The sequence below is a fragment of the Bradyrhizobium sp. STM 3562 genome (assembly GCF_045571435.1).
Taxonomy (GTDB): Bacteria; Pseudomonadota; Alphaproteobacteria; order Rhizobiales; family Xanthobacteraceae; genus Bradyrhizobium.
Window position 1 is genome coordinate 4,061,883 of the sequence record NZ_CP120694.1, and the last position, 25,644, is coordinate 4,087,526.

Consider the following 25,644-nt stretch of genomic DNA (forward strand, 5'->3'; position numbering starts at 1 on the left):
CGGCCAAGGTGCGGCGTTCGCACGGTCGCGATGCCGAGCGAGCGTCTCCCGATCAACGCCCCAACCCCGGCCTGAAGACCGGGGTTGGACGAGGTCGGGTATTCCCGGGAAATTACTTCTCGGTCGGCGCGGCTTCGGCTTCCGGCGCCACTTCGTGCTGGGCTTCCGGATCGAAGAACTCGCCGGCGGCGGCCAGTGCCTCGGCTGCGGCGTCCTGATCTTCCTGACGGGTCGAGATGTCCTCGCCGCGCTTGATCCGCTCGGCCTCATCGGCGCTGCGCGCCACCGTGATGTTGATGGTGGCTTCGACTTCGGGGTGAACGGCGATCGTCACCTGGCGCTGACCGATCGCCTTGATCGGCGCGTCCAGCCAGACCTGCGGGCGGCTGACCGTGATGCCATCGGCTTCCAGCGCCAGGACAATGTCGCGTACTGAGACCGAGCCGAAGAGCTGACCCGATTCGGAAGCCTGGCGGATGATGACGATGTCGCGGCCGTTGATCTTCTCGGCCACCTTGTTTGCCTCGGTCTTCGCCTTGATGTTGTTGGCCTCGAGTTCGGCCTTCATGCCGTCGTACTTGGCGCGGTTCTCCGCGGTGGCGCGCAGCGCCTTCTTACGCTTCAGCAGGAAGTTACGCGCGTAACCATCGCGCACCTTTACGATTTCGCCCATCTGACCGAGCTTGGCGACGCGCTCCAACAAAATGACTTCCATGATCGTACTCCTTTTGAATGTTGAGAAAGTGAGAAGTTGATTTCAGGGGGCAGGCAAGGGCGGCGGATGCGCGCGCAAGTAGCGCCGGCGCAAGCCGAACACGGCATCCGCAAGGCCGAGCGCGGCCAGTGCAAGCAGGGGCCATCCGAACATCAGGACAAAAGCGTAAGTCGATCCCAGCCAGAAGGCGCGGCTTTTCAAGGCGAGCGTCAGCGTATGCAGGACCGCAAGGCCGGTCAGCGCATACGCCATCATCAGCGCCGATGTGGCGATCTTGGCGAGCATCGCCAGAACGCCGCCCGAAAAGCAGAAAGCGGTGGCGGCGCACAGCGCGACCAGCATCATCGGCGGCAACGCGGCCGCTCTAAGCTCAGGCCACGGCCGCGACAGCCGTCCCGAAGTCGCCGTGATTCTTGCCGCGAGCCAGAGGTTGAGCGTGAACATCAACATCCACGACATGGCGGCCGCGGGCGGCGCGAAACTCACGACCGCATCGATCCGTTGTTGGGACTCCACGCTGATTCCGTTCTCGTTCAACCCGAGGACGCTCAGCAGCGCGCTTCGCAGCGTGCCGGTGATCGAGGCCGCATCGGGCCCGATCGCGAGGACACCGGCGCTCACGACGATCGCAGCAAGCGCTGCAATCCAAACCAGAACGTGTCCGACCGGATACCATTCGAGCGAGGCAGGCGCTGCAGGCGCGGCCTGGTCTTCGCGAGGCGGACGCCCGAGCAGGCAGAGGTGGCCGAGCCAACAGGCGGGCAGGGCGATGGCAACGGTGTAACCGACGAGGTTGACGAAACCGAACATCGCGCCAACGCCGATTGCCGCGACACCGCCGCCGATGGCCGCGGCAAGCGGTCCCCAGCCGATCGCCGCCACCATCAAAGGCAGCGGCGAAAAATACACCAGCACGAGCGAAATCAGCGCGCCCGACATGATCGAGGCGAACATGGCGGCCGACGCGGAGCCGGCGGCAATCGCAATGAGAATTTGACCGATCATTAGCTGTCCCGCCCCTCATCGGCGGTTAGAGGTTCCTCTGGGGAGCCCCAACCATCGGCAACCGGACGACCCGGAAGCCTTATGAAACGTTGCGATCGGCGGCCCAGGGCCGCCGATCCAATCTATCGAAAGTTACCTGATCACGTAAGGCAGCAGACCGAGGAAACGGGCGCGCTTGATGGCACGCGCGAGCTCGCGCTGCTTCTTGGCCGAGACCGCCGTGATGCGGCTCGGCACGATCTTGCCGCGCTCGGAGACGTAGCGCATCAGCAGCTTGGAATCCTTGTAGTCGATCTTCGGCGCGTTCGGACCAGTGAACGGACAGGTCTTGCGGCGACGGAAAAACGGACGACGTGCACCGGCTTCAGCCATTGTTCTTACTCCTCTTCCCCGCCATCGACGTCATCGCGCGAACGGCGCGGGCCACGATCGCCACGATCGCCTCGGTCGCCCCGTTCACCGCGGAAGCCGCCGCCACGGTCGTCGCGCTCACGGTCGCGATCCGCTTTCCGCATCATTGCAGAGGGGCCTTCCTCCAGCTCCTCGACGCGGACGCTCAGGTAACGGATCACATCCTCGCTGATCCGCTCCTGCCGCTCGATCTCGGCAATCGCGGCGGAGGGCGCGTCGATGTTGAGCAGCACGAAATGCGCCTTGCGGTTCTTGTTGATGCGATAGGTGAGGGAGCGCACCCCCCAATTCTCGGTCTTGGTGACCTTGCCGCCGAGCTGCTCGACGATCCCGGTCATCTGGGTCGTCAGTTCCTCGACCTGCTGCGGGCTCGCGTCCTGGCGCGCGAGAAAAACATGCTCGTAAAGAGGCATGGAAGTCCTTTCCTTAAAGTGTTGGCGCGACTCCCGGCGACAAGCCCTTCGAGGCCTTCGGAAAGGACTCGGGGAGGGTAAGCTTCAGAAGGCGGAAACACGGGACGACGGGCCGACTGGCCCTGCCACATCAATATCGCCACAACGGTGAGATTGCTGAGACCGTCCGTTCAGCTCCCGGCCGGGACCCACGGATGCGCGCTTTATAAGGATTTTGCGCGCCGGAGCAAGGGAAACGGGCGGCGGTTCCTGACGGATTTTCTTGGGCGGATGTCGCCCCTTTGATCGAATCGCCGGATGAACGGCCTTGATCTATTTGTTTGAATGACATACAAATAGGTTGAGAAGGACGACAATGGCGGCCGAAATCTTGCCCGAGATGCCGACATCCGATCCGAAGCATGCCGTTCGCGCCACGCGCCCAGCCGGGCGCAAGATGCGCTCGCTCCTGCTGGACGCTGCCAGCCGGCTGTTCAGGGAGCGCGGGCTGTCCGGGGCGTCGATCGCGGATATTGCAGCAGCAGCAGACGCCTTTCCGAGCCAGATCACCTATTACTTCCGCACCAAGGAGGCGCTGTTTGTCGAAGCCGCCTGCCGTGACGTGCTCTATGTCGCCCGGGCGGCCGAACAGGCGGCGCTGAGCGCCCATACGCCGCGCGACTACACCCGGGCCCTGGTCGAGACGGTGACGGCGACCGATTCGGTCGCCTTCTTTGCCGAAGCTCTGACACTGACGCGGCGCCGTCAGGACCTTGCGCCTCTCGTGGAGCGTACCATCGCGCGCCTACACAGCGAGGGATTGCGCGCCTATGCGGGCCAGATCGAGCGGCATGGCTGGCGGAGCTTGCGCGATCCCGATGCGACGTCACGGAGGTTCTGGGCCATTGCCATCGGCATCATGGTCGAGGGCTATGCCGTGGGCCGTTCGTCGGACGAACTATGCGCTGAGATGCTGCGTGTGCTCGGCGAACAGGCGACGGCAACGATCAGCGACGGCGCGCGCCTGCGGCTCGTCGGCGAACACGGTGCCCCCGCTTCGTCTCAATCGGACTCGGAGCCTTTATCATGACCGCACTTCGCATCCGCGCGCGTGATTTGTTGACCGAGGAGCAACTGATCGCCGTGCGCCGGCGTTCTACCTGGAAGGGCGCGGCACTGATCGCGCATGCGTGGGCGCTGATCATTGTTGCGGTCGCGCTCGTCGCCTGGTGGCCCAATCCGCTGACCTACCTGCTTGCGGTCGCGATCATCGGCTCACGCCAGCTTGGCCTTGCGATCCTGATGCATGATGGGGCGCACGGGTGTTTGTCACCAGACGAGAAGATCAATCTGGCCATGAGCCAATGGTTCTGCGCCTATCCGGTTTTCGCCGAGACGAGAGCCTATCGCCGCTATCACCTGCAACATCACGCGCGCACGCAGCAGGAGGATGATCCTGATCTCGTGCTCTCCGCGCCGTTTCCAATCACCAAGATGAGCTACCGCCGCAAATTCCTGCGCGATATCACCGGACAGACCGGCTACCAGCAGCGCAAGGCGCAATTGCTCAACGCGCTCGGACCGGCGGAATGGCCGCTCGCGCGTCGCGCGGCGCATTTTTGGGAAAAGCTGGGACCGCAGTGCGCCGTCAACGCGGTGCTGTTGGCGGCCTTTGCGATCGCCGGCGTCTGGTGGGCCTATCCGCTCTTATGGCTGGTGCCGCTGTTGACGTGGATGATGGTCATCACCCGTATCCGTAACATTGCCGAGCACGCCGTCGTTCCCGACAGCAACGATCCCTTGCGCAACACGCGCACGACGCGGGCAAATTGGCTGGAGCGATTATTCATCGCGCCCTATTACGTGAACTACCATCTCGAACATCATCTCCTGTTCTACGTACCCTGCTATAATCTGCCGCGCGTGCACCGCATTCTCAGCGAAAGCCGGCATGCGGGCAGCATGGAGGTGCAGCCGAGCTATGCCGCCGTGCTCCGGCTCGCGACCGCCAAGCCCGACCGCGAGGACCGTCCGGGACAGGTTGTGAACAGCGCGCGCCGGGCGCGCTCTGGCGCAAAAGTGGACGCCGACCAAACGGCGGGCGGTTTTTAGCGGCAATCCGGGGCGGCCTGGCTCGCTAGCCCGCTTGACATCCCGGCCTCCGTCAGGTCTTACGGCCCGACTTTGAACTTTGACAGGTCCGTAACAGTCTGGGAGAGCCGATGACGGCAGCATTCACTTTTCCGGGGCAGGGTTCGCAGGCTCTCGGCATGGGCAAGGCCCTGGCCGACGCCTTCCCGGCCGCGCGCGCCGTCTTCGACGAAGTCGACGCGGCGCTCTCGGAAAAGCTGACGTCCATCATGTGGGACGGTCCGGCCGAAACATTGCAGCTCACTGAAAACGCCCAGCCGGCGCTGATGGCCGTTTCCATGGCGGCCTTGCGCGTTCTGGAGAGTGAGGCGGGCTTTGCGGTGGGGCGTGACGCCGCCTATGTGGCCGGTCATTCGCTGGGCGAGTATTCGGCGCTGGCGGCCGCCGGCAGTCTCTCGATCTCCGATGCCGCGCGGCTATTGCGAGCCCGTGGGCTCGCCATGCAGAAGGCGGTTCCGGTCGGGGTCGGCGCCATGGCGGCGCTGCTTGGGCTGGACTACGAAGCGGCAGTGGCGGTTGCGCAAGAAGCAGCCCAGGGCCAGGTTTGCCAGGCGGCCAATGACAATGGCGGCGGGCAGGTGGTGGTGTCAGGCGACAAGGCCGCGGTCGACCGTGCGGTGGAAATTGCCAAGGCCAAGGGTGCCAAGCGCGCTATGCTGCTGCCGGTGTCGGCGCCGTTTCATTGCCGGTTGATGCAGCCTGCGGCCGACGCCATGGCAAAGGCGCTTTCGGAGGTCACTATCAACAAACCGGCGTCGCCCGTGGTGTCCAACGTCCTGGCTGCCCCCATCAGCGATCCCGACGAAATTCGCCGCCGGCTGGTCGAGCAGGTGACGGGAACGGTGCGCTGGCGGGAATCGGTGGCCTATATGGCGGCCCATGGCGTCATCCGATTTTTCGAAATCGGCGCGGGTAAGGTGCTGACGGGGCTGGTCAAGCGCATCGCCGAGGGCGCGGTCGGTATCGCGGTCGGTGGGCCGAACGATATTGCCGCTGCCAAAGATGCATTGGCGGCCGCACGGTCGGCGTAAGGAGATATCGATGTTCGATCTGAGTGGCAGGACGGCGCTGGTCACAGGCGCGACCGGAGGAATTGGCGCTGCGATCGCGCAGGCCCTGCATGCGCAAGGTGCGACGGTCGCGATCTCCGGGACCCGGCGCGAGGTTCTCGATGCGCTGGCGGCAAAGCTGGCTGAACGGGTACATGTGCTGCCCTGCAATCTGTCCGACACGGCCGAGGTGGAGGCCCTGGTGCCGGCGGCGGAACAGGCGATGGGCGGGCTCGATATTCTCGTCGCCAATGCCGGCATCACCCGGGACAATCTGTTCGTGCAATTGCGCGACGAGGATTGGGACCAGGTGATCAACGTTAATCTGACCGCGACCTTCCGCCTTGCCCGGGCCGCCACCAAATCGATGATGCGCAAGCGCTTCGGCCGCATCATCGCGATCACGTCGGTGGTCGGCGTCACCGGCAATCCCGGGCAGGGCAACTACAGTGCCTCGAAGGCGGGACTGATCGGCATGATCAAGTCGCTGGCGGCGGAATATGCCAAGCGCAATGTGACGGCCAATTGCATTGCACCAGGGTTCATCAAGACGCCCATGACAGACGCTCTCAACGAGAAGCAGCGTGAGGGCATCCTTGCCCGGGTTCCGGCGGCACGGCTGGGGACACCCGAGGATATTGCCGCCGCGGCGGTCTATCTAAGCTCGAACGAGGCTGCTTACGTCACTGGCCAAACGATTCACGTCAATGGCGGCATGGCCATGGTTTGAAGCGCCGGCGCGGGCGTCCGCCGGATGCGGCGAAAAGCCGTTTCGGCAGGCAGATCAAGGCTTGTAGTCAAGGCTTTTGAAGTATGATAACCGAACCGCCAACGGCAGGGCAAAGAACGCCATTGCAGGATTTCGAAACCCTGTATATTGGCGAGGGCGAAGCTTGCCGTCGTTCGCCGGGCCTGTCAGGGCAAATCAAGTTTATGCGCGATAGCGAAGGAAGTTTAACGACCACGATGGCTCGTATCATCTTGGGGTCGGGTCTTAAGGGAACAAGCACGAGGTTGGAGCATGAGTGACATTGGCGAGCGGGTTAAGAAGATCGTGGTCGAGCACCTGGGCGTTGAGCCTGAGAAGGTGACCGACAATGCGAGCTTCATTGACGACCTCGGTGCTGACAGCCTCGACACCGTCGAGCTGGTGATGGCTTTTGAAGAAGAATTTGGTTGTGAGATTCCGGACGACGCTGCAGAGACGATTCTGACCGTCGGCGACGCGACGAAATTCCTCGAAAAGAACGCGAAGAGCTGACGCCCCCTGCGCGGTAGAGACAAGGCTGGCCGGGCCGTCCGCGGACGGCCCATCGGCCTTTCATTGTAAGCCGCGAACCCCCGGGCTGGAGTGCTGGACATGAGACGAGTCGTCGTCACAGGCCTCGGCATGGTGTCGCCACTCGGCTGTGGCGTCGACGTGACCTGGAAGCGCATTCTCAACAGCGAGAGCGGCGCGCGGAAGATCGAGAGCTTCGATGTCTCCGATCTGCCGAGCAAGATCGCCTGTTCGGTCCCGCGCGGCGATGGTTCTGACGGGAGCTTCAATCCCGATCTGTGGATGGAGCCGAAGGACCAGCGCAAGGTCGACGATTTCATCATCTTCGCCATGGCCGCCGCGCGTCAGGCCCTGGACGACGCCAACTGGCGTCCCTCGACCGAGGCGGACCGCTGTGCCACCGGCACCATGATCGGATCCGGCATCGGCGGCCTCTCGGGAATCGCCGATACCGCCGTGCTGCTGAAGGAGCGCGGGCCGCGCAAGGTGTCACCCTTCTTCATTCCGGGCCGCCTGATCAATCTGGCGTCCGGCTACGTCTCCATCGAGTTCGGCCTGAAGGGTCCCAACCACGCAGTGGTGACGGCGTGTTCGACCGGCGCGCATGCGATCGGCGATGCAAGCCGGCTGATTGCGCTTGGCGACGCCGACGTGATGGTGGCCGGTGGGACGGAATCGCCGATTTGCCGAATCGGCATGGCCGGTTTCTGTGCGGCACGCGCGCTCTCGACCGGCTTCAACGAGACCCCGGAAAGGGCCTCGCGTCCCTACGACAAGGATCGCGATGGCTTTGTGATGGGTGAGGGCGCCGGCGTTGTCGTGCTCGAGGAATACGAACACGCCAGGGCTCGCGGCGCGAAGATCTATGCTGAAGTGATCGGCTATGGCCTGTCGGGCGACGCCTATCACATCACCTCGCCGTCGCCTGACGGTGACGGCGGCTTCCGCAGCATGTCGGCTGCGTTAAAGCGCGCAGGCCTTACCACCTCCGACATCGACTACATCAACGCCCACGGCACCTCGACGCAGGTCGGTGACGAGATCGAGCTCGGCGCAGTGGAACGGCTGCTCGGCAATGCGGCCTCGCGCGTGTCGATGTCATCGACCAAGTCCTCGACCGGGCATCTTCTCGGAGCGGCCGGCGCGATCGAGGCGATTTTCAGCATTCTCGCGATTCGCGATAACATCGCGCCGCCGACGATCAACCTGGAAAATCCATCGGTGCAAACGGCAATCGATCTCGTGCCGCAGACGCCGCGCAAACGCGAGATCAATGTCGCGTTGTCCAATTCGTTCGGATTCGGCGGCACCAACGCTTCCGTGATCCTGCAGCGCGTAATCAACTGATGCGGCTTGCCGCAAGTCCACCGTTTCGCCGCATTCGCTGCTAAATCCTTTGGTTCGGGCGTACACTACCGGCCGTTTGCGCGAGAAGAAGCGCTTAACGCCGCGATGAGAGCGACAGGAATCAGGTTGCATCGATGAGTGAGAGGCCGCCCATTTCGCCACGCAGCCCGCGCGCCGCGCTGGAGCCGGAGCAGGTGCCTCCGCCGCCCAGGCGCTCAGAGCGCGCCCGCAATCCTTTCGTCGTGGTCGGCAACGCCATCATCACCCTTCTGTTGCTGCTGATGATCGGCACCGGCGCCGCTTATTACTATGGCAGGCAGACCCTGGAGGCGCCGGGTCCGCTGCAGGAAGACAAGATCGTCAACATTCCTCAACGCGCCGGCAAACGTGACATCGCCGACACGCTGACGCGGGAAGGCGTCATCGACGTCAATCCCTGGGTCTTCATCGCCAGCGTCTTCGCGCTGAAGGCGAGCTCCGAGCTCAAGCCCGGCGAATACGCGTTCCAGAAGAATGCGTCCTTGCGCGATGTGATCGGCACCATGGTCGAGGGAAAAGTGGTGCAGCACGCCGTGACCATTCCGGAAGGGCTGACCTCGGAGCAAATCGTCGCCCGCCTGATGGACAATGACATCTTCTCGGGCACCGTGCGTGAGATCCCGCGCGAAGGCACGCTTCTGCCCGAGACCTACAAATTCCCGCGCGGCACCACGCGCGATCAGGTGATTCAGCGCATGCAGCAGGCGCAAAAGCGCGTGGTGGCGGAAATCTGGGAACGCCGCAGTCCGGACCTTCCGGTCAGGACGCCGGAGCAGCTTGTGACCTTGGCCTCGATCGTCGAGAAGGAGACCGCAAAGCCCGACGAGCGCAGCCGGGTCGCCGCGGTGTTCGTCAACCGGCTGAAGCAGAAGATCAAGCTGCAGTCGGATCCGACGATCATCTACGGCCTTGTCGGCGGTAAGGGCACGCTGGGGCGGCCGATCAAGCGCAGCGAGATCGCCCAGCCGTCCCCCTACAACACCTATGTCATCGACGGCCTGCCGCCCGGGCCGATCTCCAACCCGGGCCGGGCCTCGCTGGAGGCCGCGGCTAATCCGGCCCGCACCCGTGACCTCTATTTCGTCGCCGACGGCACCGGCGGCCACTCCTTCACCGAGACCTACGACCAGCACCAGAAGAACGTCGCCAAGCTGCGCGCGATGGAAAAGCAGATCCAGAACGATACCGTCGAGCCGGCCGACGAGCCTCCGCCGCCCGCGGCCAATCCGCCGCCGGCCGATGCGGCCCCGACCTCGGCGACCGGCAAGCCCGCACCGAAGAAGCCTGCCCGGGCGCGGCAGGGGGCGGTGCAGCCGACCGCGACGCCGCGGGTCGTTCAGCAGTAATTAAGGAGCCGGATGCGCCGGACTCCACTTTTCCTGAAAACGTCTTATGGTCCGCGCGGCTTTTGCGTGACGCGAATCTCGCCCGGAGAATTGAAACCATGGCGCTGTCGAGCATGACAGGCTTTGCCCGCAGCCACGGCGCGAGCGGCCCTTACAGCTTCGAATGGGAACTGAAGTCGGTCAATGCCAAGGGCCTTGATCTGCGCCTGCGCGTGCCCCAGGGATGGGATGAGCTGGAGGCTTTTGCCAAGAAGCGCGCCAGCGAGGTGCTGTCGCGCGGCACGATCTACGCCAATTTCAACATCAAGCGTGCCGATGCGCTCTCGACCGTGCGTATCAATGAAGAGGTGCTGGCGGCGGTGCTCAAGGTCGCGGGTTCTCTGGCGGGCAGGATCGACGCGGTGGCGCCGAGCATCGACGGGCTGCTCGGCATCAAGGGCGTGATCGAGGTGGTCGAGCCGGAGAGCGACGAGGAAGAAGACAAGGCCGCCGTGGCTGCGGCCTCCGCCGCCTTTGACGAGGCGCTGACGAATCTCGTGGCGATGCGCCGGCGCGAGGGCGAAGCCCTTGGACAGATTTTGGGCCAGCGCATGGACGAGATGGAGAGGCTGGCGAGCAAGGCGGAAGCCGCACCCGGCCGCAAACCCGAGGCGGTCCGCGCGCGCCTTGCCGAACAGATCGCAGCACTGCTCGAGACGTCCGATCGCTTCGATGCCGACCGCCTGACGCAAGAGGCGTTGTTGATTGCGGCCAAGGCCGACATTCGCGAGGAACTCGATCGCATCGCCTCGCACATCGCACAGGTCCGCGAGATGATCGGCAAGGGTGGGCCGATTGGCCGCCGTCTCGATTTCCTGGCGCAGGAGTTCCACCGCGAGGTCAATACCTGCTGCTCCAAGTCGAACGACGTGGAGTTGACCAATACCGGTCTCGAAATGAAGAGCGTCGTCGAGCAGTTTCGCGAGCAGGTGCAAAATCTGGAGTGATCCATGACGGCTCACCGCCACGGTTTGGGAGTTGAACGGCGCGGCCTGATGTTCGTGCTGTCCTCGCCCTCGGGCGCCGGCAAAACCACACTGTCACGCCTTCTGATCGAGCGCATCGCCGGCCTGAAAATGTCGGTGTCGGCAACGACGCGCCCGATGCGGCCGGGCGAGGTCGACGGGCGCGACTATCTGTTCGTCGACAAAGCGCGCTTCGAAGAGATGGTGAAGCGCAACGAGCTCCTGGAATGGGCCGTTGTGTTCGACAACCGCTACGGCACGCCGCGCGCGCCGGTGGAGGCGGCGCTCAGCGCCGGCGAAGACGTTCTGTTCGACATCGATTGGCAGGGCACGCAGCAATTGCGCGAGAAGGCGCGCGCCGACGTCGTCAGCGTCTTCATCCTGCCGCCGTCCGCCGCCGACCTCGAGAAGCGCCTGCATTCACGCGCGCAGGACTCCCATGACGTGATCCGCTCGCGGATGAGCCGCGCCAGCCACGAAATGAGCCATTGGGCGGAATACGACTACATCGTCATCAATCACGACGTCGATGAAGCCTTCGCCGAAGTGCAGTCGATCCTCAAGGCGGAGCGGCTGAAGCGCGAGCGGCGCGTCGGACTGACCACATTCGTGCGAGAGCTGCAGCGGCAGCTCGAGAAATAGTCACGCCTCCTCAGGCGTCGCTCTGCTGCGCCTGCTTCACCAACTGCGCCAGGATCTCCTCGATCTTCTGGTATCGCTCCTGCGGCGTGGCCGTTTGAACGGCCGCGCGCGCGGGCTCGGGACGGGGCGCCGTTTTTTCGATGACCGGTTCGACCCAGGGAGGCTGAGGCGCGTCCTCTACGCCTTCCCAGATCGCGGCGCGGCGCTCGCGCGCATCAACGCGGATTTTCCGGCCGCGGCCCAGTCGATAGACGACGCTCGCCGTCAGGCCTGCCAGCGCCAGCGCGCCCAGAATCACGATGAACAGCATCTGGAGCGAAACCGGAGCGGGGGCGGGATCCTTGACCACCGGTCCATTGGGGGCCGGCGCCGGTGCAGCCGCCGGCGTTGCGGGCGCCTGCGAAGTCGGTTCGGCATCGGCCGAGTCGGCGGCGGGCGGCGGCGATGCGGTGGAATCCGCGGTAGTTGCCTGCGGCCATCGCGAGGCGACTGACGATGCTGGCTGGGCGGCCTGCTGCGGATCAGGAAACGGACTGCTTGCGGGGGGCGTCGCGGCGGGGGTGGCTGCGGCTGGCGGCGCCGGTTGTGCAGCGGCAAAGCCGGCGTTGCCCTGGATGCGCGGCTGCGGTGATCGCAATTCGGCGTGGGCGTCCTCGAGCGAACGAGTGGTCGCGTCTGCCTGTGCCTCTTCCGACGCGTTCGGCACCGACGATGCATCGTCGGCGGACGCCGGAGGCGAGACTTTTGCGGCTTCCTCGCGAAGGTACCAGCAATGGCGCTTGGTCCCGCGTTCCAGACGATAATACCAATGCTGCCCCTGCGGTGCGCTCGGGCCCGGCTGGGTGAGGCAGTCTGCTGAGCTTGCCGCGGGCTGCGCCATCGTTATCGGCGGTCCGGCGAGAATGCCGGCGACGACGGCGGATGCGAATTTCGCGGCTCGGTTGGCCATATCCAGTTCCACTCCACTCTACCTGACGCTTATCCATCCCAAATCTCGGGGAAGACTTGGGTCGCAATGGGCCGCAAATCCGGAGAGGATGGGGCTTAATTCGGGCTGCCAGCGCGGGCGCCGCCGGGGCGGAAGCGATGTTGCTGCTTTCGCGATGGTCAAGCCTCAGGTGCAACCATTTGGTGCAGAAGAAACCGCCCGGCGGGGGCTTGCGGCCTCCGAGCGCGCGCCGCCGGGACTGCGATTGAAATCACTCGCTCGCGAGCGCGTCGCTGAACAGCACGTAGCGCTGGCCGTCGAAACGTACGAGCCGCATCTGCTTGATCGGGCGCAGGTCTGAGGGGGTCGTCTTCAGGCGAATGCCGGGGAGAAGAAGTGGCAGCTCCATGTCGAGATGGGAGGCCTGTTTCATGATGTTGGCGCGCGTGAGATTGTCGCCGCATTGCTTGAGCAGTTGCACGACCGCGTAGCCGACATTGTAGCCGTAGGGCGCGTAATAGTCGCTCTTGTCGACGCGCGGGTTGTATTTGTCCATCCACGCATTCCAGGCCGTCATGGCGGGGTCGTCGCGCCATTGCGGGTCGGCGGGATCCTTCTGATAGGCCGCGGAGATGATGCCCTTGGCGGCCTCGAATCCAGCCGGCCTGATCGCGCCGGCGATCGAGGAGCCGACGCTGGACACGAACTCCTGCGGGTGCCAATCGATGTCATAGGCCTTGCGGATTGCTTGGGCGGCGAATTTCGGTACCGAGAAGATCACGAAGACGTTGGCGCGAGCGGCCCTCAGCGTCACCACCTGCGAATCCACCGTGGGATCGCTGGTATTGTAGGTCTGATAGGAGACGATCATCGAAGAGGCGCGTTCGCCGAGCCCGCGCCTGAAGCCGATCAGGTAGTCGCGGCCGAGATCATCGTTCTGCGCGAGAATGCCGATCCTGGCGTCGGGCTTTGTGGCGAGAATGTACTTGGCGTAGATCTCGGCTTCGGACGCATAATGCGGCGTCCAGCTCATGGTCCACGGATAGTGCTCGGGATCGTTGAAGATGGTCGCGCCGGAGCCGATGAAGAGGTGCGGCACCTGCTTCTGGTTGATGTATTTGACCACAGCCATGTTGGTCGCAGTGCCGACCGTATTGAGCAGGAACAGCACCTCCTCGCTTTCGATCAATCGCCTGATCTGCTCCACTGTTTTCGGCGGACTGTAGGCATCGTCGAGACTGATGAACTTGATCTTGCGGCCGTTGACCCCGCCCTGGTCATTGATCATCGCGAAATAAGCGGTGATCGACATCGCGCCGGCCGAATAGGCCGATGCCGGGCCGCTGTAGGGCGTCGTGGTGCCGATCTTGATCTCGGTGTCGCTGGCGCCGCGATCGTATTGTTTCTGTGCCAGAGCACTTGGCATGGCGAGCAGGAGCGCGGCCAGTGCGCCTGCGATCGGTCCTTTGCTCCACATATCCGTCTCCTCCGGCTTCAGCGGTGGAGGTCGGCGGGATGGCTCTGCTTACTCGTTTCTTATTCGTTTTTGAGGATGACCCGTCCCACCACTTGTCCGGCCCGCAACGCATCGATCCACTTCTGCACGTCGGCCATCGGCTCCTCGCGCATCGGCGTCGGCTTGATCTTGCCGGCGCGGGCCAGCGCCATCAGTTCGTGACCCTCGGCGAGCGTGCCGACCATGAAGCCTTCGATGGTCATGCGCTTGTAGACCCATTGGACCATCGGCAGGCTGAAATTGCCGCCCATCAGTCCGGACACCACGATCTTGCCGCCGCGTGCCAGCACCGAGACCGCGAATGCCATCGACTTCTCGTTGCCGGCAAAATCGACGATGCCGTCAAAACCGCCCTCGGTTTCCTTGAGGATGCGCTTGACGACGTCGGGCTCAGTGGGATCGTAGGCGAAGGCTGCGCCGTTTTGCAGCGCGGTGTCGCGCGCGGCCGCATTAAGGTCGGCCACCGAAATCTTCTGCTTGAACATGGCCTGCGCGAAGGACAGGCCCATCTGCCCGACGCCGCCGAGCCCGATCAGCAACAGATTGCGCTGCCGCGGCCGATCGACCAGCCGCTTCAGCGCGCCATAGGCGGTGACGCCGGAGCACATCAGGGTCGCCGCCTGGTTCACCGGCAGGGGATCGTAGTCGAGCAGATATTTGGCGTCGGGCACCAGCACATGGCTGGCAAAACCGCCGTCGATGGAAACGCCGAGGAAGCGCTGCTTGGCACAGAGATTTTCGTCTCCGGCGAGGCAGTCGCGGCATTGCCCGCATCCGATCCAGGGGAACACCGCCTTTCTGGCGCCGATCAGGTCCTTCGGAACATCCGGACCGACTTCCGCAACCACGCCCGCGATTTCGTGACCGAGCGTGAACGGCAGCGTCATGCCGCGCGTGGTGTCGAGCCTTTTGCCGCCGCCGAGGTCGGCATAGCCGTCCTGGATGTGGAGATCGGAGTGGCACAGCCCGCAGCGCTCGATGCGCACCAGAACCTCTCGGGCCACCGGCGTCGGCGTCTCCACGATGGTCTCGCAGAGCGGGGCATCAAACTTGACCAGCGACTGGCGGCGCATCAACCCCATGGGCGTTCTCCTTAAGGCATGCTTGTTTTTTCGCTCCGTATATCGGCCAATTCACGCGCCATGGCAACAAAGCCGGAGATCGGAATGGTTTCCGCCCGCCGGGTCGGATCGACATGCGCGGCTGCGGCAAGGCGCGCCGGATCGACCGAAAGCGATTTCAGGCTCTGCCGCAGCATCTTGCGGCGCTGGCCGAAAGCCGCTGCCGCCACCTGTTCGAGGAGGCGCCGCTCGCAGGGGTCGGGCGTCTGGCGCGGCACCAGCCGCACCACCGAAGACGTGACCTTGGGCTGGGGCACGAAGGCCGCGGGCGAAATGTCGAACAGGATCTTGGTTGCGCAGCGCCAATTGGCGAGCACGCCCAGCCGGCCATAGGCCGTATCGTTTTCGTGCGCGACGATCCGTTCGGCGACCTCGCGCTGGAACATCAACACCATCATCTCGTACCAGGGCGGCCACGGTTCGATGGTGAGCCACCCGATCAGAAGATTGGTGGCGATGTTGTACGGCAGGTTGGCGACGATCTTCGCCTTGGCGGCGCCGATATAGGGGCGGGGATCGAAACTTTGCGCATCCGCGCAAACCACCTCGAGCCGACCGGGATAGCGGGCTGCGATCGCCTCCAGCGCCGGCAAGGCGCGTGCATCGTGCTCGACGGCGATGACATGACGCGCGCCCAGCGCCAGCAGCGCGCGCGTCAGCCCGCCGGGGCCGGGACCGATTTCGACCACTGTCGCATCGTCCAGCGGGCCAGCGGCGCGCGCGATGCGCGCCGTGAGGTTGAGGTCGAGCAGGAAGTTCTGGCCGAGCGATTTGCGGGCCGACAGGGAGTGCTGGCGAATGATCTCGCGAAGCGGCGGAAGATCGTCGATTGCGCTCATGAGCCCGGCTGCGCCGGCCTCGCCATGCGCGCCGCAAGCCGCAATGCCGCGATCAGGCTCGCCGGATTCGCGCGCCCCGTGCCGGCGATATCGAAGGCCGTGCCGTGGTCGGGCGAGGTGCGGATGAACGGCAGGCCCAGCGTGACATTGACGGCCTCGTCGAAGGCCAGGGTCTTGATCGGGATCAGCGCCTGGTCGTGATACATGCAGAGCGCACAGTCGTAGGTCTTGCGCGCAGCTTCGTGAAACAGCGTGTCGGCGGGCAGCGGGCCGCGCACGTCGATGCCGTCGCCGCGCAGCACGTCCACCGCCGCGGCGATCATCGTCTTGTCCTCGGTGCCGAGCGTGCCGTCCTCGCCTGCATGCGGATTGAGGCCCGTCACTGCAAGTCGCGGACGGGCAAGGCCGAAGTGCTTCTTCATTTCGGAGGCGACGATGCGGCCGGTCGAGACGATCAATTCGGTGGAGAGCAGGGCGATCGCCTCGCGCAGTGCGAGGTGAATGGTGACGGGCACCACGGCCAAGAGCGGCGACCACAGCATCATCACCGGTTGCGGTGTTTTTCCGCCGGCGGCGGCAAGCTCGGCGAGAAACTCGGTGTGCCCGGGGTGTGTGAAGCCTGCGCGGTAGAGCACGCCTTTGGCAATCGGATTGGTGACGAGCGCGCTCGCACGTCCGGCACGGACGTCGGCAACGGCCCGGCCAATCGAGGCCAGCGCCGCGGGCGCACTGCTGTCGTCAGGGCGGCCGGGTTCGGCGGTCGCAGCCTGACCGGTTGCGACAACCGGCAGCGCCGCCGCGAAAGCGCTCACGGCTTCCTCGGGCGTTACGTCCGCTACGGGGACGGCGACGCCGAGCGCCTTGGCGCGCCGGGCAAGGCAAGCGTGGTCGCCGAGCAGATAGAAGGGCGGGAGCTTCAGCTCATTCCTGCGCAGCCAGGCCGCGATCGTGATGTCAGGCCCTATTCCGGCCGGTTCGCCAAGAGTGAGCGCAAGGGGCGTCTGCGCAAGCGGCTTGGCCATGGTTATTTGCGATACTCGATCATCGCGGCCTTGCGGATTTCCTCCAGATAGGCTTTCGACGTCGCCTCGTATTTCTGCGCGTACATCTTGTCGCGAATTTCCTTTTTCTTCGGTGTATCGATGGTGGTTGGCTTGCGGCCGCACAAGGCCACCATCTCGACGCCCTGTTTCGTCACCTCCGGCGGCGTCAAATGGCCGATCGGGGTGTCGTCCAGCACCTTGCGCAGCACCGCCGGAATGTCGGCCGACGTCTTGATGACGGTGTCGCGGATCGCCGCGTTCGGCATGCTCTTGAAGTAGGAGTTGGCCTCCTCGCAGCTCTGCACCTTCGAGCGCAGCGTTTCGGCCTCCTTCTGCCGGCCCTCGAACGCGGCCGGCGGCGCGCCCTTCGGCACGATCAACACCACCGGCTGCATCCTGTATTCGAATGCATCGGCTTGCTGCGCGTCGTCGCCGCCTTCGGCCTTTACCGCCGCGGCGACGTCCTTCTCGCCGACCTGCAGGCGCTCCTTATAGCGCCCGCGCACAAGGCTCGTCCAAACCATGTCGGCCCTGATGCGGTTTTTCAGCGTATCAGGCCGGATACCCTGGGATTCCAGTGACTTCGCCAACTGCTCCGGAGAGATTCGCATGCGCCCGGCCATCGCTCCAAAGGCCTGGTCGATATCGGAGTTGCTGGGATCGACGCCGAACTTCTTGGCCTCCTTGATCTTCACCTTCTCGTCGATCAGCTCGTTGATCACGTCCTGCCGGGCGGATTGCTTGTGCGTGGTCAAAAAATTGAGCTTGCTGCGCTGCTCGATATCGAAATCGGTGATCGGCTCGCCATTGACCATCACGGCGACGGTCTGGGCACGAACGGGCGAAACGCAAACCGGCAGGACGAGCATTGCGACGCAAACCACCAGCATAGCGTGCAGGCGATGAGAGAACGTGATCGTCATGGTCATCTTCGCTGTTAGTCGATCCGATTGAAGCTGCTTCGCAGCCAGGAACTGCCTCCGTCCGGCGCCCGATTTACTGAAAGCCACCAGTCGGGCTGCTGCCGCCCGTCGTGTTGGCAAGCGTCCGCAGTCCGATCTGCAGCATATAGGCATTGCTCAGGACCGGCGGCGACGAGGCGGTCGCATAATTGTAGGACCTGACGTAGTTGGCGGCCAGCACGAAGCAGTCGTCCACATAGCCGGCGCCGATGGTGTACTGGTTGATCTTGTTGGCCTCGAGGTCCCAGCGCGCGCCGCCCGTCACCACCCAGTTCGCCGCGACCTTGACCGAGCCCGAGCCCAGGATGCCTTCGCGGCGCGTCAGGTAGCCGAGGTCCGGCTGCGCGGCGTAATTGCCGTACAGCAGGCTCACCGACCAGCGATCGAAGTTCGCGCGCGCTTCGGCTTCGAAGCGCTGAACGTTCCAGGTCTGCTCGTCGAAGCGGGAGCGGACGCTGAACGTGTAGGTGCGGTTGGGCGAATAGTCGACGCTGGCGACATAGTCGGAGGCGGTCCGCTCCAGGCCGGAATCGACGCCGGTGTTGATTTCGTCCCGGACCGCGAACGAGTTCAGGCCGAAGAGCTGGTAGGACTGTCCGAACAGCACCTTGACGGTGCCGCCGCGGTCGAACTGCGTCGTCGCCTGCACGCCGACATTGGCGCGGCCGCCGCCCTCGACGCGGTCGTAGCCGGAGAATTTATCGACGCTGAACAGGTTCGAGGTGTCGAACACCAGACTCTGCGCGTCCTCGTTCGGCAGCTTGCCGGCATAGGTCTCGTTCGGACGGACGATGACTTGCGCGATCGGCTCGATCGTCGTCGAGCCCCAAGGCTCGACGTTGATGAAGGGATAGCGGTATTCGAAGCCGACGGCCGGCATCGCCCGCAGCGCCTGGGTGTCGCCGACCGGCAGGAAGTTCGACACGCCGGGTTGATTCGACACGTCGGCGTTGATCGCATCCGCTCGCAGGATCGCAAACGGTGTCCAGATTTGGCCCAGAGGATCGGTGAACGAGCGCCGCCACTGCGCTTCCGCCGTCAATCGCGTATAGGTTCCGGGGAAGCCGCGCAGCAGGCATTGCGAGGGCGTGCGCGCGAGCGGATCGGCGGAGGTCAGCGTACACAGGCCATTGAGGTTGGCCTGCGTCGTGATCGGGTCGAACACCGCGTCGTTGCGCGTCAGATTGACGAAATTGGTCTTGTAGCTGACCTCGCCGCCCAGAATCGGGTGGTTGAAGACGTTCGAGTAGTCGAGCACCGGCCAGATCACCGGCACCTGCTGCTGGTTGCCCGAGAAGCTGAGATAATAGATCGAGCGCAGGTCGAAGAAGCTGCGGTTGCCGACGCCGGTCAGATAGAGCTGCGAGATCGCTTCGGTCGGCAGGTTGATGAAGGAGGCCATCGGGTCGCGGTACTGCGCCAGCCGATAGTCCTGCATGAAGTAGTAGTCCGACAGGATAACCCCGTCCCAGCCCCAGACCCATTTGTCGTTGAGCGCGAACTGGCCCTTGGTCTCCAGGCCGCCGCGGAACTGGCGGTCGCCAGGCTGGCCGGCGAAGGCACCCGGATCGAGCTGGTCGATGCCATAGGCCCGGACCTGGTAGGAGCCGTCGAGCAGGCGCTGGCGGAATTCGGCCTGGAACAGCACGCCCTGCTTGGAGGTGATGCGCGGGCTGAAGGTCGCGTCGTAGTCGGGCGCGATCGCCCAGAAATAGGGGATCTCAAGTCCGAAGCCGTAGCTCGAGACGTTCGACGGGGTCGGCATCAGGAAGCCGGACTTGCGCTTCACGGTCGGGTCCGGCGTCGAGAAATACGGCATATAGGCCAGCGGGACGCCGAAAAATTCGAGCTGCGCGGTCTCGAAATACAGCATCTTTTCGCTCTGGTCATGGATGATGCGCGCACCCTTGACCTGCCACAGCGGCGGCTTCTTCGGATCGTCCTTACACGGCGCGCAGGCGGTGTACACGCCGTTGTCGAAGACGGTGTAGTTGCCGCTGGAGCGATCGGCGCGGGTCGCCGCCATCCGGGTCTGGTCCGCGGTGTCGACGCGCAGCGAATCGACAAAGCCGTCGCGATAGTCGTCGCTCAGATCCATGATGTTGGCATAGGTGATCTTGCCGTCGGCATCCGTCATGCGGATGTTGCCTTCGGCATGCAGCCGCTTGGTCTTCTGATCGTAGATGACCTTGTCGGCCTCGACGCTGGTGCCGTTGTAGAACAACTGCACGTTGCCGACCGCCGACACCCGCGAATTGTTGTAGTCGTAGTCCACCTCGTTGGCCTGCACCAGCATCTGGTTGTCGTTGGCAACGCGCGGCGGCACCGGCCGCGCCGGGCGCGGGTTGTAGGTGAAGCCTTGCGCGGAGGCGGGGGTGGTCGACGCAATTCCGACCGCGCCGGCCAGGCCGACGGCAACAAGCAGGGCAAGCACGGGCCGGCAAAACGCGGCCAAGCGCATTTGCTCACGGCGCACGACCGCGCGCCGCCGGAATGCGGACAAACGCTCGCGAAGGGCGGCGACCGAAGCCACTAGCCGTCCTCCTGATACAGCAAGGCCAAAAAGCCCGTCAGGCCGCCCACAAGCACGGGCAGCCACGCGGCCGCGATCGGATGCATCAACTCAGCCTTGCTCAAATCCTCAGTTACTTTCGACAGCACGTAGAGCAGAAACCCGGCGCCCACGCCACTTAAAACCATCTTTTGCACGCCGCCGAAACGGAAGAAGCGCAACGACACCGATGCGGCCAACATCACCATTGCAGCCAGCAAAAACGGCTGTGCGATCAACTTATGGTACTGCAGCCGGTAGCCCGCCGTCGCAAACCCCGAACTTTCCGATGAGCGGATGTAGTTCGGTAGTTGCCAAAACGACACAGTTTCGGGTGTGGAAAAGCTGTTGCGCACCTGGGCTGGCGTGAGCGTGGTCGCAACTTCGAAGCTGTCCTGGTCGACCGGCGGGCCGTCGAGCGCATAGCGGCGGACCGATTTGAACAGCCAATGGCCATCCTCGAGCGTCGCTTCGCGCGCTTCGATTCGCTCCTTGAATTTGCCGTCCGTATCGAATCGAAACAGCGTGAGTCCGGTCAGCCTGACGCCCTGCCGCTCGCTGCGCGCAGCGTTGATAATCATCTGGCCGTCACTGTTCACCTGATTGATCCAGAAGCCGGACGCATCCTGGACGCCGCCGCCCGGCGCATTGCCGAACAACTCCGCTTCCATACGCTTGGAGAGTTCGCTCAGATTCGCCGACATCGGATTATAGGCGACGGTCGCGAGCACGCCGAGGATGATCGCGCTGGCCAGGGCCGGTGCGATGAATTGCCATGCCGACACGCCTGCCGCGCGCGCCACCACAAGCTCTAATCGCCGCGACAGCGCGAGATAGCAGGTCATTGCGCCGATCAGGATGCAGAACGGCATCATTTTCTCGAGCAACTGCGGCACTCGGAACAGCGAGGTCTCCGCCACCATCAATGCGGAAACGCCAACCAGTCCCGAGGTTTTCCTGACCATCTCGATATAGTCGACCAGCACCAGCAGCATAAAAATGCTGAGGAATACGCCGAGCGCCGAAATCACGAAGCGGCCGGCAAAATAGCGCCCTAGCGTGTTGATGAGCATGCTCATGCGGTGGCCGGACGTCCGAAGAGTCGCGACAGGCGCGCGTTGGATTTGTTGATGGCCTCCAGCAAGGCCGGCGGCGGCTCCAGCACGATGCCGCCGACGATGATCCAGATGCTGAGGGCAATCGTGAGAAGCAGCATCAGATATTGCACGACCGGCGCAAGTGGCGATTTCACGGCTATTACCGAGCAGGCGAATCCGATCATCCGGACGCCGAACACGGCCAGGATCGAGCCGCCGATGGAGAAGTTTCGGCTCTGGCGCGTGGTGCGCGGCGCACCGAGGAAGGCGAAAGTCAGCGCGGCGAAGGCGAAGGGATAGATTGGCGCCATGAAGCGGTCATGCAGCTCGGCACGGAACTGGCCGGGGATCTGCTTGTAAATCGGATCGTCCTCAGCCGGATCGAGCAATTCCCACAGATAGCGTTCGCGAATGCCGAGCGCGACGTCGTGGCCCTTGGAGAATTTCGACATATCGAACGCGTAGCGGCCGAATGCCACCAGCGCGGGATCGCGTTTTCCGGCCTCGAATCGCTGCAAATTGCCGTCTTCGAGGACCAGGAACGAGCCGTCACCGCTTTTCACCACTGTACCGTGATCGGCGATGATGGTCGCGCGCTCCTTCGGGTCCCGCCTGTCGTCGATGAAGATGCCCTTCAGCATGCCGCCCGGTTGCCGCTCACGAATACGTATCGTCAGGTTCTGGTCGAGCTGGGCGAAACGGCCGGGCTGCAGAATGTTGGTCAGCACGTCGGCGGTGATTTCCGCGTCCCATTGCTTGAGCCGACGCAGGCCGTCGGGCGAGAGATAGGATGCGATGAAGGCGACCAGGAGCGCCACGACGCACGTGGCATAAAGGAAAGGCCGGAACAGCCGAAACGGCGAGAAGCCGGCGGCGTTCATCACGATGATTTCCGAATCGGTCGCGAGCTTGTTCAGCGTGTGCGAGACCGCGATCATCAGCGCAATCGGCGAGATGACGAGAACAAGGGCAGGAATAACGAGGCTGGTGACGCCGAGGAAGGTCACGATGGTCTGACCCTGACTGGTCATCAGGTCGATGCCGCGCAACGCCTGCGTAATCCAGATCACGCCCGTCAGGCTGACCAGGACCAGCGCAAACGACGCGAGCGTCGTGCGGAAAATGTACCTATCGATCGACCCCATCGCTACCGCACGAATCCACCCCGCGACCGCGGGCGCGAAAAACCCCAACCAACCCCTCCGAAAAGGGGCTCCCCACAACTGCGCAAGACGCGTCCCGTCTGCTTTAACGTCTCACTACCATCCCTTTGATCCGTCAACAAAATGGCTGGGCCGTGGCGCGCATCATCCATGCTTAATATTTCCCAAATGTGGCCAGCTTGCCACGGCAGCGCTTGGCACAATAGCGGGCGACAGGCCATAGTGCGCGGGTGCGACGCCGTGGGGCGCCCAACTCGCTCCCCGTGTCGCCGATCGACCATCCCTCGGACCACTCCACCCATCTCGCCCACGACTGCCCTGCTTATTTGGAGGATTGACTCATGCCCGACGCCGTCAAGGTCGGCTTCGCCCCGCTTTCAGCTACCCCGCGCGGCGTTCTGGTGGTGTTTTGCGACGACACCCTCAAGCTCGGGGATGCCGCGCGCAAGGTCCTGGGGGCGGCGGCCGACCTGGTGAAGCGCGCCGCGGCGAGCAGCCGGTTCAAGGGAAAAAGCGGTTCGACGCTCGACCTTTACGAGCCGGAGGGAATCAAGATTCAGCGCTTGATCGTGATTGGCGCCGGAAGGCCCTCGGAGCTGAAAGAAAAAGATTTCCTCAAATTCGGCGGCGTGTTGGCCGGCAAGCTGAACGGCGGCAGTGAGCACGTCACGGTCTTGGCGGAATTGCCGACAGGAGCCATGCCGCCCGATCAGGCTGCCGCAATAGCGACCGGAATCCGGCTGCGCGCCTATCGATTCGACCGCTACAAGACCAAGAAGAAGGAAGGAGAGGAGGGCGGTTTACGCGCCGACATTTTCTTGGCCGTCGAAGATGTGGCGGCAACGCGCAAAGCCTTTGCTCCCGATTCGCAGGTGGTCGACGGTGTCGACCTGGCGCGCGATCTCGTGAACGAGCCGCCGAACGTGCTTTACCCTGAGGAGTTTGCCCGGCGCGCCGCCCAATTGCGCAAGCTGGACGTCGAGGTCGAGATTCTCGACGTGAAAGCGATGACCAAGCTCGGCATGGGCGCGCTCTTGGGCGTGGCCCAAGGCTCGGAGCGACCGGGCCGCACGGTGATCATGCGCTGGAACGGCGGCAAGCGCGGCGAAGCGCCGGTCGCCTTCATCGGCAAGGGCGTCTGCTTCGATACCGGCGGCATTTCCATCAAGGGCGCCGCCAATATGGAAGAGATGAAGGGAGACATGGCGGGTGCCGCTTGTGTCGTCGGCCTGATGCATGCATTGGCTGCGCGCAAGGCAAAGGTGAACGCGGTGGGCGCGATTGGCCTTGTCGAGAACATGCCTAGCGGCAATGCGCAGCGCCCCGGCGACATCGTCACCTCGATGTCCGGTCAGACCATCGAGATCATCAACACCGATGCCGAAGGCCGACTGGTGCTGGCCGATGTGCTTTGGTACGTGGCCAAGAAGATCAAGCCGAAATTCATGGTCGATCTTGCAACCCTGACGGGCGCGATCGTGGTGTCGCTCGGCAACGAGCATGCCGGGCTGTTCTCAAACAATGACGAATTGGCGGAGCGCCTGGTCAAGTGCGGGCTCGAAACGGGCGAGAAGGTCTGGCGCATGCCGCTCTCGCCCGAATACGACAAGCTCATCGATTCGCAATTTGCGGACATGAAAAACACCGGTGGCCGCTATGGCGGCTCGATCACCGCGGCGCAATTTCTGCAACGCTTTGTCGACAGCACCCCCTGGGCACATCTCGACATTGCGGGAACGGCGATGGGTGCACCCAAGAGCGAAATCAACCAGAGCTGGGGTTCGGGCTTTGGCGTGCGCCTGTTGAATCGGCTGGTCGCCGATCATTACGAAGCGAAAAAATGACCGAGGTCCTGTTCTACCACCTGCAAAACATGTCGCTGGAAAGCGTCTTGCCGCCGTTGCTTGAGAAATCGCTCGAGCGCGGTTGGCGGGTGGTCGTGCAGTCGACGTCGCAGGAACGTGCCGAGGCGCTGGATGCGCATCTATGGACCTATCGCGACGATTCGTTCCTGCCGCACGCCACCTGGCGTGCCGGCGATCTGGCCGATCAGCCGATCGTGCTGGTGATCGAAGAAGATAATCCCAATCGCGCCAACATCCGGTTTCTGATCGACAATGCCGCCGTTCCCGCCGACGCCGAGAGCTACGAGCGCGTGGTGCTGGTGTTCAACGGCGACGATCCCGACTCGCTCACCACCGCCCGCGGCGCCTGGACGCAGTGCAAATCGCGCGGCTTCGAGGTGACCTATTGGCAGGCCGACGAGCGCGGCCGATGGCAGCGGCGGGACTAGCGCTGCCATGCGCGCGACTCTATCCTGCGATCGGATTAAGGATGTTGTTGGGATTTCGCCGGTTGTCTTGCGCTGGCCACGGTCGTGCCGCAAAGTGATGTTGGGACAAACGCTTAGGGCCTTACCCCCGAGGTGAGATTTCAGTTCGTCGTGAAAAACAGCACCCACCTTCGAAAGCAACTGGCGCTGCTCCTCATCCTGGCTCCTGCGATTGCGGGCTGTTCAGGTGCGGCCGACATGTTTCAATCCGACCTGTTGTCGAAGGATGCGGAGTGGTTCTCGCGCCCCGGTCGGCTGTTCATCAAGAACGTGTCGATCGATGCGCCACCGCTGACGCCGGATAAGCCGGTGACGCCTGATGATCTTGTCAGTGCCAACGGCGCCTGCCCGGGTATGCCGGCGCCCGCCGCACCCGCCGACGCCAATGCGTCGACAGACGCGGTGCCGGGCGCGCCGCCGCCGGGCTCGGGAACTGTGGCGCTGGGTCATACCGAGTGCGACGTCGTGCGCGGTATCGGCGCACCTGACAACGTCAACATCTCCAACAACCAGCGGGGCGACCGATTAGCCGTCGTGACCTGGAATCACGGTCCGCGTGCCGGCATCTACACGTTTACGGCAGGCCGGCTGAGTTCGATCGAGGGCGTGCCCGAGCAGGCGGCCCCGGCAAAGGCCGCGAAGTCCAAGGCCAGGGGCAAGAAAAAGCCGGCGGCGAGCTGATCCGTCCTTGGCGGGGTGAATACCCGCTGAA

At 63.8% G+C, this 25,644-nt stretch carries 25 protein-coding genes; 12 read left to right on the forward strand and 13 right to left on the reverse strand.

The window, feature by feature from the left end; all coding sequences use genetic code 11:
• Positions 1 to 112 precede the first annotated feature (112 nt).
• From rplI to rpsF, 4 genes are all read right to left on the reverse strand, one after another.
• Positions 113 to 715 carry a 50S ribosomal protein L9 gene (gene rplI, locus P6U23_RS18695; protein ID WP_407181159.1) on the reverse strand — a complete coding sequence of 201 codons (603 nt, stop codon included), beginning with the start codon at positions 713 to 715 and terminating at the stop codon, positions 113 to 115.
• Positions 716 to 757: 42 nt separating this feature from the next.
• Positions 758 to 1,720: a hypothetical protein gene (locus tag P6U23_RS18700; RefSeq protein ID WP_407181160.1), complete on the reverse strand. Its 963-nt coding sequence runs from the start codon at positions 1,718 to 1,720 to the stop codon at positions 758 to 760.
• Positions 1,721 to 1,852: 132 nt separating this feature from the next.
• On the reverse strand, positions 1,853 to 2,092 hold the full coding sequence (rpsR, locus tag P6U23_RS18705; protein WP_011441353.1) for a 30S ribosomal protein S18: 240 nt from the start codon (positions 2,090 to 2,092) through the stop codon (positions 1,853 to 1,855).
• 5 nt (positions 2,093 to 2,097) lie between these two features.
• Positions 2,098 to 2,544, reverse strand: coding sequence for a 30S ribosomal protein S6 (rpsF, locus tag P6U23_RS18710; RefSeq protein WP_407181161.1), 447 nt, complete (start codon positions 2,542 to 2,544; stop codon positions 2,098 to 2,100).
• 355 nt (positions 2,545 to 2,899) lie between these two features.
• On the opposite strand from rpsF, the gene P6U23_RS18715 reads away from it, so the two are divergent.
• The 9 genes from P6U23_RS18715 (at position 2,900) to gmk (ending at position 11,380) form a co-directional block, all read left to right on the forward strand.
• Positions 2,900 to 3,613 (forward strand): TetR/AcrR family transcriptional regulator C-terminal domain-containing protein, encoded by a 714-nt coding sequence (locus tag P6U23_RS18715; protein WP_407181162.1) that lies wholly within the window; start codon positions 2,900 to 2,902, stop codon positions 3,611 to 3,613.
• Positions 3,610 to 4,635, forward strand: coding sequence for a fatty acid desaturase family protein (locus tag P6U23_RS18720; protein WP_407181163.1), 1,026 nt, complete (start codon positions 3,610 to 3,612; stop codon positions 4,633 to 4,635). Before P6U23_RS18715 ends, P6U23_RS18720 begins: the two co-directional genes overlap by 4 nt.
• Positions 4,636 to 4,745: 110 nt before the next feature.
• The gene (gene fabD / locus P6U23_RS18725) at positions 4,746 to 5,705 is read left to right on the forward strand and encodes an ACP S-malonyltransferase (protein WP_407181164.1); all 960 of its coding nucleotides are present in this window, start codon (positions 4,746 to 4,748) and stop codon (positions 5,703 to 5,705) included.
• Positions 5,706 to 5,715: 10 nt separating this feature from the next.
• A complete protein-coding gene (fabG, locus tag P6U23_RS18730; RefSeq protein ID WP_407181165.1) occupies positions 5,716 to 6,453 on the forward strand; it encodes a 3-oxoacyl-[acyl-carrier-protein] reductase in 738 nt (245 codons plus the stop codon).
• A 291-nt stretch (positions 6,454 to 6,744) separates the two neighbouring features.
• Positions 6,745 to 6,984 (forward strand): acyl carrier protein, encoded by a 240-nt coding sequence (locus P6U23_RS18735; RefSeq protein ID WP_024509934.1) that lies wholly within the window; start codon positions 6,745 to 6,747, stop codon positions 6,982 to 6,984.
• Between the two features lie 99 nt (positions 6,985 to 7,083).
• On the forward strand, positions 7,084 to 8,349 hold the full coding sequence (fabF, locus tag P6U23_RS18740) for a beta-ketoacyl-ACP synthase II (RefSeq protein ID WP_407181166.1): 1,266 nt from the start codon (positions 7,084 to 7,086) through the stop codon (positions 8,347 to 8,349).
• A gap of 134 nt (positions 8,350 to 8,483) precedes the next feature.
• Positions 8,484 to 9,734 carry an endolytic transglycosylase MltG gene (mltG, locus tag P6U23_RS18745; protein WP_407181167.1) on the forward strand — a complete coding sequence of 417 codons (1,251 nt, stop codon included), beginning with the start codon at positions 8,484 to 8,486 and terminating at the stop codon, positions 9,732 to 9,734.
• 98 nt (positions 9,735 to 9,832) lie between these two features.
• Positions 9,833 to 10,720 carry a YicC/YloC family endoribonuclease gene (locus P6U23_RS18750; RefSeq protein ID WP_407181168.1) on the forward strand — a complete coding sequence of 296 codons (888 nt, stop codon included), beginning with the start codon at positions 9,833 to 9,835 and terminating at the stop codon, positions 10,718 to 10,720.
• A gap of 3 nt (positions 10,721 to 10,723) precedes the next feature.
• Positions 10,724 to 11,380 carry a guanylate kinase gene (gmk, locus tag P6U23_RS18755; RefSeq protein ID WP_407181169.1) on the forward strand — a complete coding sequence of 219 codons (657 nt, stop codon included), beginning with the start codon at positions 10,724 to 10,726 and terminating at the stop codon, positions 11,378 to 11,380.
• Positions 11,381 to 11,390: 10 nt separating this feature from the next.
• On the opposite strand, the gene P6U23_RS18760 is transcribed toward gmk, so the two are convergent.
• From P6U23_RS18760 to lptF, 9 genes are all read right to left on the reverse strand, one after another.
• Entirely contained in the window at positions 11,391 to 12,329 is a 939-nt protein-coding gene (locus P6U23_RS18760; RefSeq protein WP_407181170.1) for a hypothetical protein, read from the reverse strand.
• A gap of 250 nt (positions 12,330 to 12,579) precedes the next feature.
• Positions 12,580 to 13,785 carry an ABC transporter substrate-binding protein gene (locus tag P6U23_RS18765; RefSeq protein WP_407181171.1) on the reverse strand — a complete coding sequence of 402 codons (1,206 nt, stop codon included), beginning with the start codon at positions 13,783 to 13,785 and terminating at the stop codon, positions 12,580 to 12,582.
• A gap of 59 nt (positions 13,786 to 13,844) precedes the next feature.
• Positions 13,845 to 14,906, reverse strand: coding sequence for an alcohol dehydrogenase (locus tag P6U23_RS18770; RefSeq protein ID WP_407181172.1), 1,062 nt, complete (start codon positions 14,904 to 14,906; stop codon positions 13,845 to 13,847).
• 11 nt (positions 14,907 to 14,917) lie between these two features.
• Positions 14,918 to 15,784 (reverse strand): 16S rRNA (adenine(1518)-N(6)/adenine(1519)-N(6))-dimethyltransferase RsmA, encoded by an 867-nt coding sequence (gene rsmA / locus P6U23_RS18775; RefSeq protein ID WP_407181173.1) that lies wholly within the window; start codon positions 15,782 to 15,784, stop codon positions 14,918 to 14,920.
• A complete protein-coding gene (pdxA, locus tag P6U23_RS18780) occupies positions 15,781 to 16,806 on the reverse strand; it encodes a 4-hydroxythreonine-4-phosphate dehydrogenase PdxA (protein WP_407181174.1) in 1,026 nt (341 codons plus the stop codon). Before pdxA ends, rsmA begins: the two co-directional genes overlap by 4 nt.
• Before the next feature lie 2 nt (positions 16,807 to 16,808).
• Complete coding sequence (locus P6U23_RS18785) at positions 16,809 to 17,717, reverse strand: SurA N-terminal domain-containing protein (protein ID WP_407181513.1); 909 nt, start codon at positions 17,715 to 17,717, stop codon at positions 16,809 to 16,811.
• Positions 17,718 to 17,823: 106 nt separating this feature from the next.
• Entirely contained in the window at positions 17,824 to 20,322 is a 2,499-nt protein-coding gene (locus P6U23_RS18790; RefSeq protein ID WP_407181175.1) for an LPS-assembly protein LptD, read from the reverse strand.
• Positions 20,322 to 21,419: an LPS export ABC transporter permease LptG gene (lptG, locus tag P6U23_RS18795; RefSeq protein WP_407181176.1), complete on the reverse strand. Its 1,098-nt coding sequence runs from the start codon at positions 21,417 to 21,419 to the stop codon at positions 20,322 to 20,324. The genes P6U23_RS18790 and lptG overlap by 1 nt, the downstream gene beginning before the upstream one ends.
• Complete coding sequence (gene lptF / locus P6U23_RS18800; protein WP_407181514.1) at positions 21,416 to 22,582, reverse strand: LPS export ABC transporter permease LptF; 1,167 nt, start codon at positions 22,580 to 22,582, stop codon at positions 21,416 to 21,418. The genes lptG and lptF overlap by 4 nt, the downstream gene beginning before the upstream one ends.
• A gap of 359 nt (positions 22,583 to 22,941) precedes the next feature.
• On the opposite strand from lptF, the gene P6U23_RS18805 reads away from it, so the two are divergent.
• The 3 genes from P6U23_RS18805 to P6U23_RS18815 all read left to right on the forward strand — a co-directional run bounded on the left by P6U23_RS18805 (position 22,942) and on the right by P6U23_RS18815 (position 25,613).
• Positions 22,942 to 24,444, forward strand: coding sequence for a leucyl aminopeptidase (locus P6U23_RS18805; RefSeq protein WP_407181177.1), 1,503 nt, complete (start codon positions 22,942 to 22,944; stop codon positions 24,442 to 24,444).
• Positions 24,441 to 24,893 (forward strand): DNA polymerase III subunit chi, encoded by a 453-nt coding sequence (locus tag P6U23_RS18810; protein WP_407181178.1) that lies wholly within the window; start codon positions 24,441 to 24,443, stop codon positions 24,891 to 24,893. The genes P6U23_RS18805 and P6U23_RS18810 overlap by 4 nt, the downstream gene beginning before the upstream one ends.
• A 237-nt stretch (positions 24,894 to 25,130) precedes the next feature.
• Positions 25,131 to 25,613, forward strand: coding sequence for a hypothetical protein (locus P6U23_RS18815; RefSeq protein ID WP_407181179.1), 483 nt, complete (start codon positions 25,131 to 25,133; stop codon positions 25,611 to 25,613).
• Positions 25,614 to 25,644 lie beyond the last annotated feature (31 nt).

Bases quoted from the DNA above. Each gene is read 5' to 3' on its own strand.
- rplI (WP_407181159.1), bottom strand. From the start codon at position 715: ATGGAAGTCATTTTGTTGGAGCGCGTCGCCAAGCTCGGTCAGATGGGC.
- P6U23_RS18700 (WP_407181160.1), bottom strand. From the start codon at position 1,720: ATGATCGGTCAAATTCTCATTGCGATTGCCGCCGGCTCCGCGTCGGCC.
- rpsR (WP_011441353.1), bottom strand. From the start codon at position 2,092: ATGGCTGAAGCCGGTGCACGTCGTCCGTTTTTCCGTCGCCGCAAGACC.
- rpsF (WP_407181161.1), bottom strand. From the start codon at position 2,544: ATGCCTCTTTACGAGCATGTTTTTCTCGCGCGCCAGGACGCGAGCCCG.
- P6U23_RS18715 (WP_407181162.1), top strand. From the start codon at position 2,900: ATGGCGGCCGAAATCTTGCCCGAGATGCCGACATCCGATCCGAAGCAT.
- P6U23_RS18720 (WP_407181163.1), top strand. From the start codon at position 3,610: ATGACCGCACTTCGCATCCGCGCGCGTGATTTGTTGACCGAGGAGCAA.
- fabD (WP_407181164.1), top strand. From the start codon at position 4,746: ATGACGGCAGCATTCACTTTTCCGGGGCAGGGTTCGCAGGCTCTCGGC.
- fabG (WP_407181165.1), top strand. From the start codon at position 5,716: ATGTTCGATCTGAGTGGCAGGACGGCGCTGGTCACAGGCGCGACCGGA.
- P6U23_RS18735 (WP_024509934.1), top strand. From the start codon at position 6,745: ATGAGTGACATTGGCGAGCGGGTTAAGAAGATCGTGGTCGAGCACCTG.
- fabF (WP_407181166.1), top strand. From the start codon at position 7,084: ATGAGACGAGTCGTCGTCACAGGCCTCGGCATGGTGTCGCCACTCGGC.
- mltG (WP_407181167.1), top strand. From the start codon at position 8,484: ATGAGTGAGAGGCCGCCCATTTCGCCACGCAGCCCGCGCGCCGCGCTG.
- P6U23_RS18750 (WP_407181168.1), top strand. From the start codon at position 9,833: ATGGCGCTGTCGAGCATGACAGGCTTTGCCCGCAGCCACGGCGCGAGC.
- gmk (WP_407181169.1), top strand. From the start codon at position 10,724: ATGACGGCTCACCGCCACGGTTTGGGAGTTGAACGGCGCGGCCTGATG.
- P6U23_RS18760 (WP_407181170.1), bottom strand. From the start codon at position 12,329: ATGGCCAACCGAGCCGCGAAATTCGCATCCGCCGTCGTCGCCGGCATT.
- P6U23_RS18765 (WP_407181171.1), bottom strand. From the start codon at position 13,785: ATGTGGAGCAAAGGACCGATCGCAGGCGCACTGGCCGCGCTCCTGCTC.
- P6U23_RS18770 (WP_407181172.1), bottom strand. From the start codon at position 14,906: ATGGGGTTGATGCGCCGCCAGTCGCTGGTCAAGTTTGATGCCCCGCTC.
- rsmA (WP_407181173.1), bottom strand. From the start codon at position 15,784: ATGAGCGCAATCGACGATCTTCCGCCGCTTCGCGAGATCATTCGCCAG.
- pdxA (WP_407181174.1), bottom strand. From the start codon at position 16,806: ATGGCCAAGCCGCTTGCGCAGACGCCCCTTGCGCTCACTCTTGGCGAA.
- P6U23_RS18785 (WP_407181513.1), bottom strand. From the start codon at position 17,717: ATGCTGGTGGTTTGCGTCGCAATGCTCGTCCTGCCGGTTTGCGTTTCG.
- lptG (WP_407181176.1), bottom strand. From the start codon at position 21,419: ATGAGCATGCTCATCAACACGCTAGGGCGCTATTTTGCCGGCCGCTTC.
- lptF (WP_407181514.1), bottom strand. From the start codon at position 22,582: ATGGGGTCGATCGATAGGTACATTTTCCGCACGACGCTCGCGTCGTTT.
- P6U23_RS18805 (WP_407181177.1), top strand. From the start codon at position 22,942: ATGCCCGACGCCGTCAAGGTCGGCTTCGCCCCGCTTTCAGCTACCCCG.
- P6U23_RS18810 (WP_407181178.1), top strand. From the start codon at position 24,441: ATGACCGAGGTCCTGTTCTACCACCTGCAAAACATGTCGCTGGAAAGC.
- P6U23_RS18815 (WP_407181179.1), top strand. From the start codon at position 25,131: ATGTTTCAATCCGACCTGTTGTCGAAGGATGCGGAGTGGTTCTCGCGC.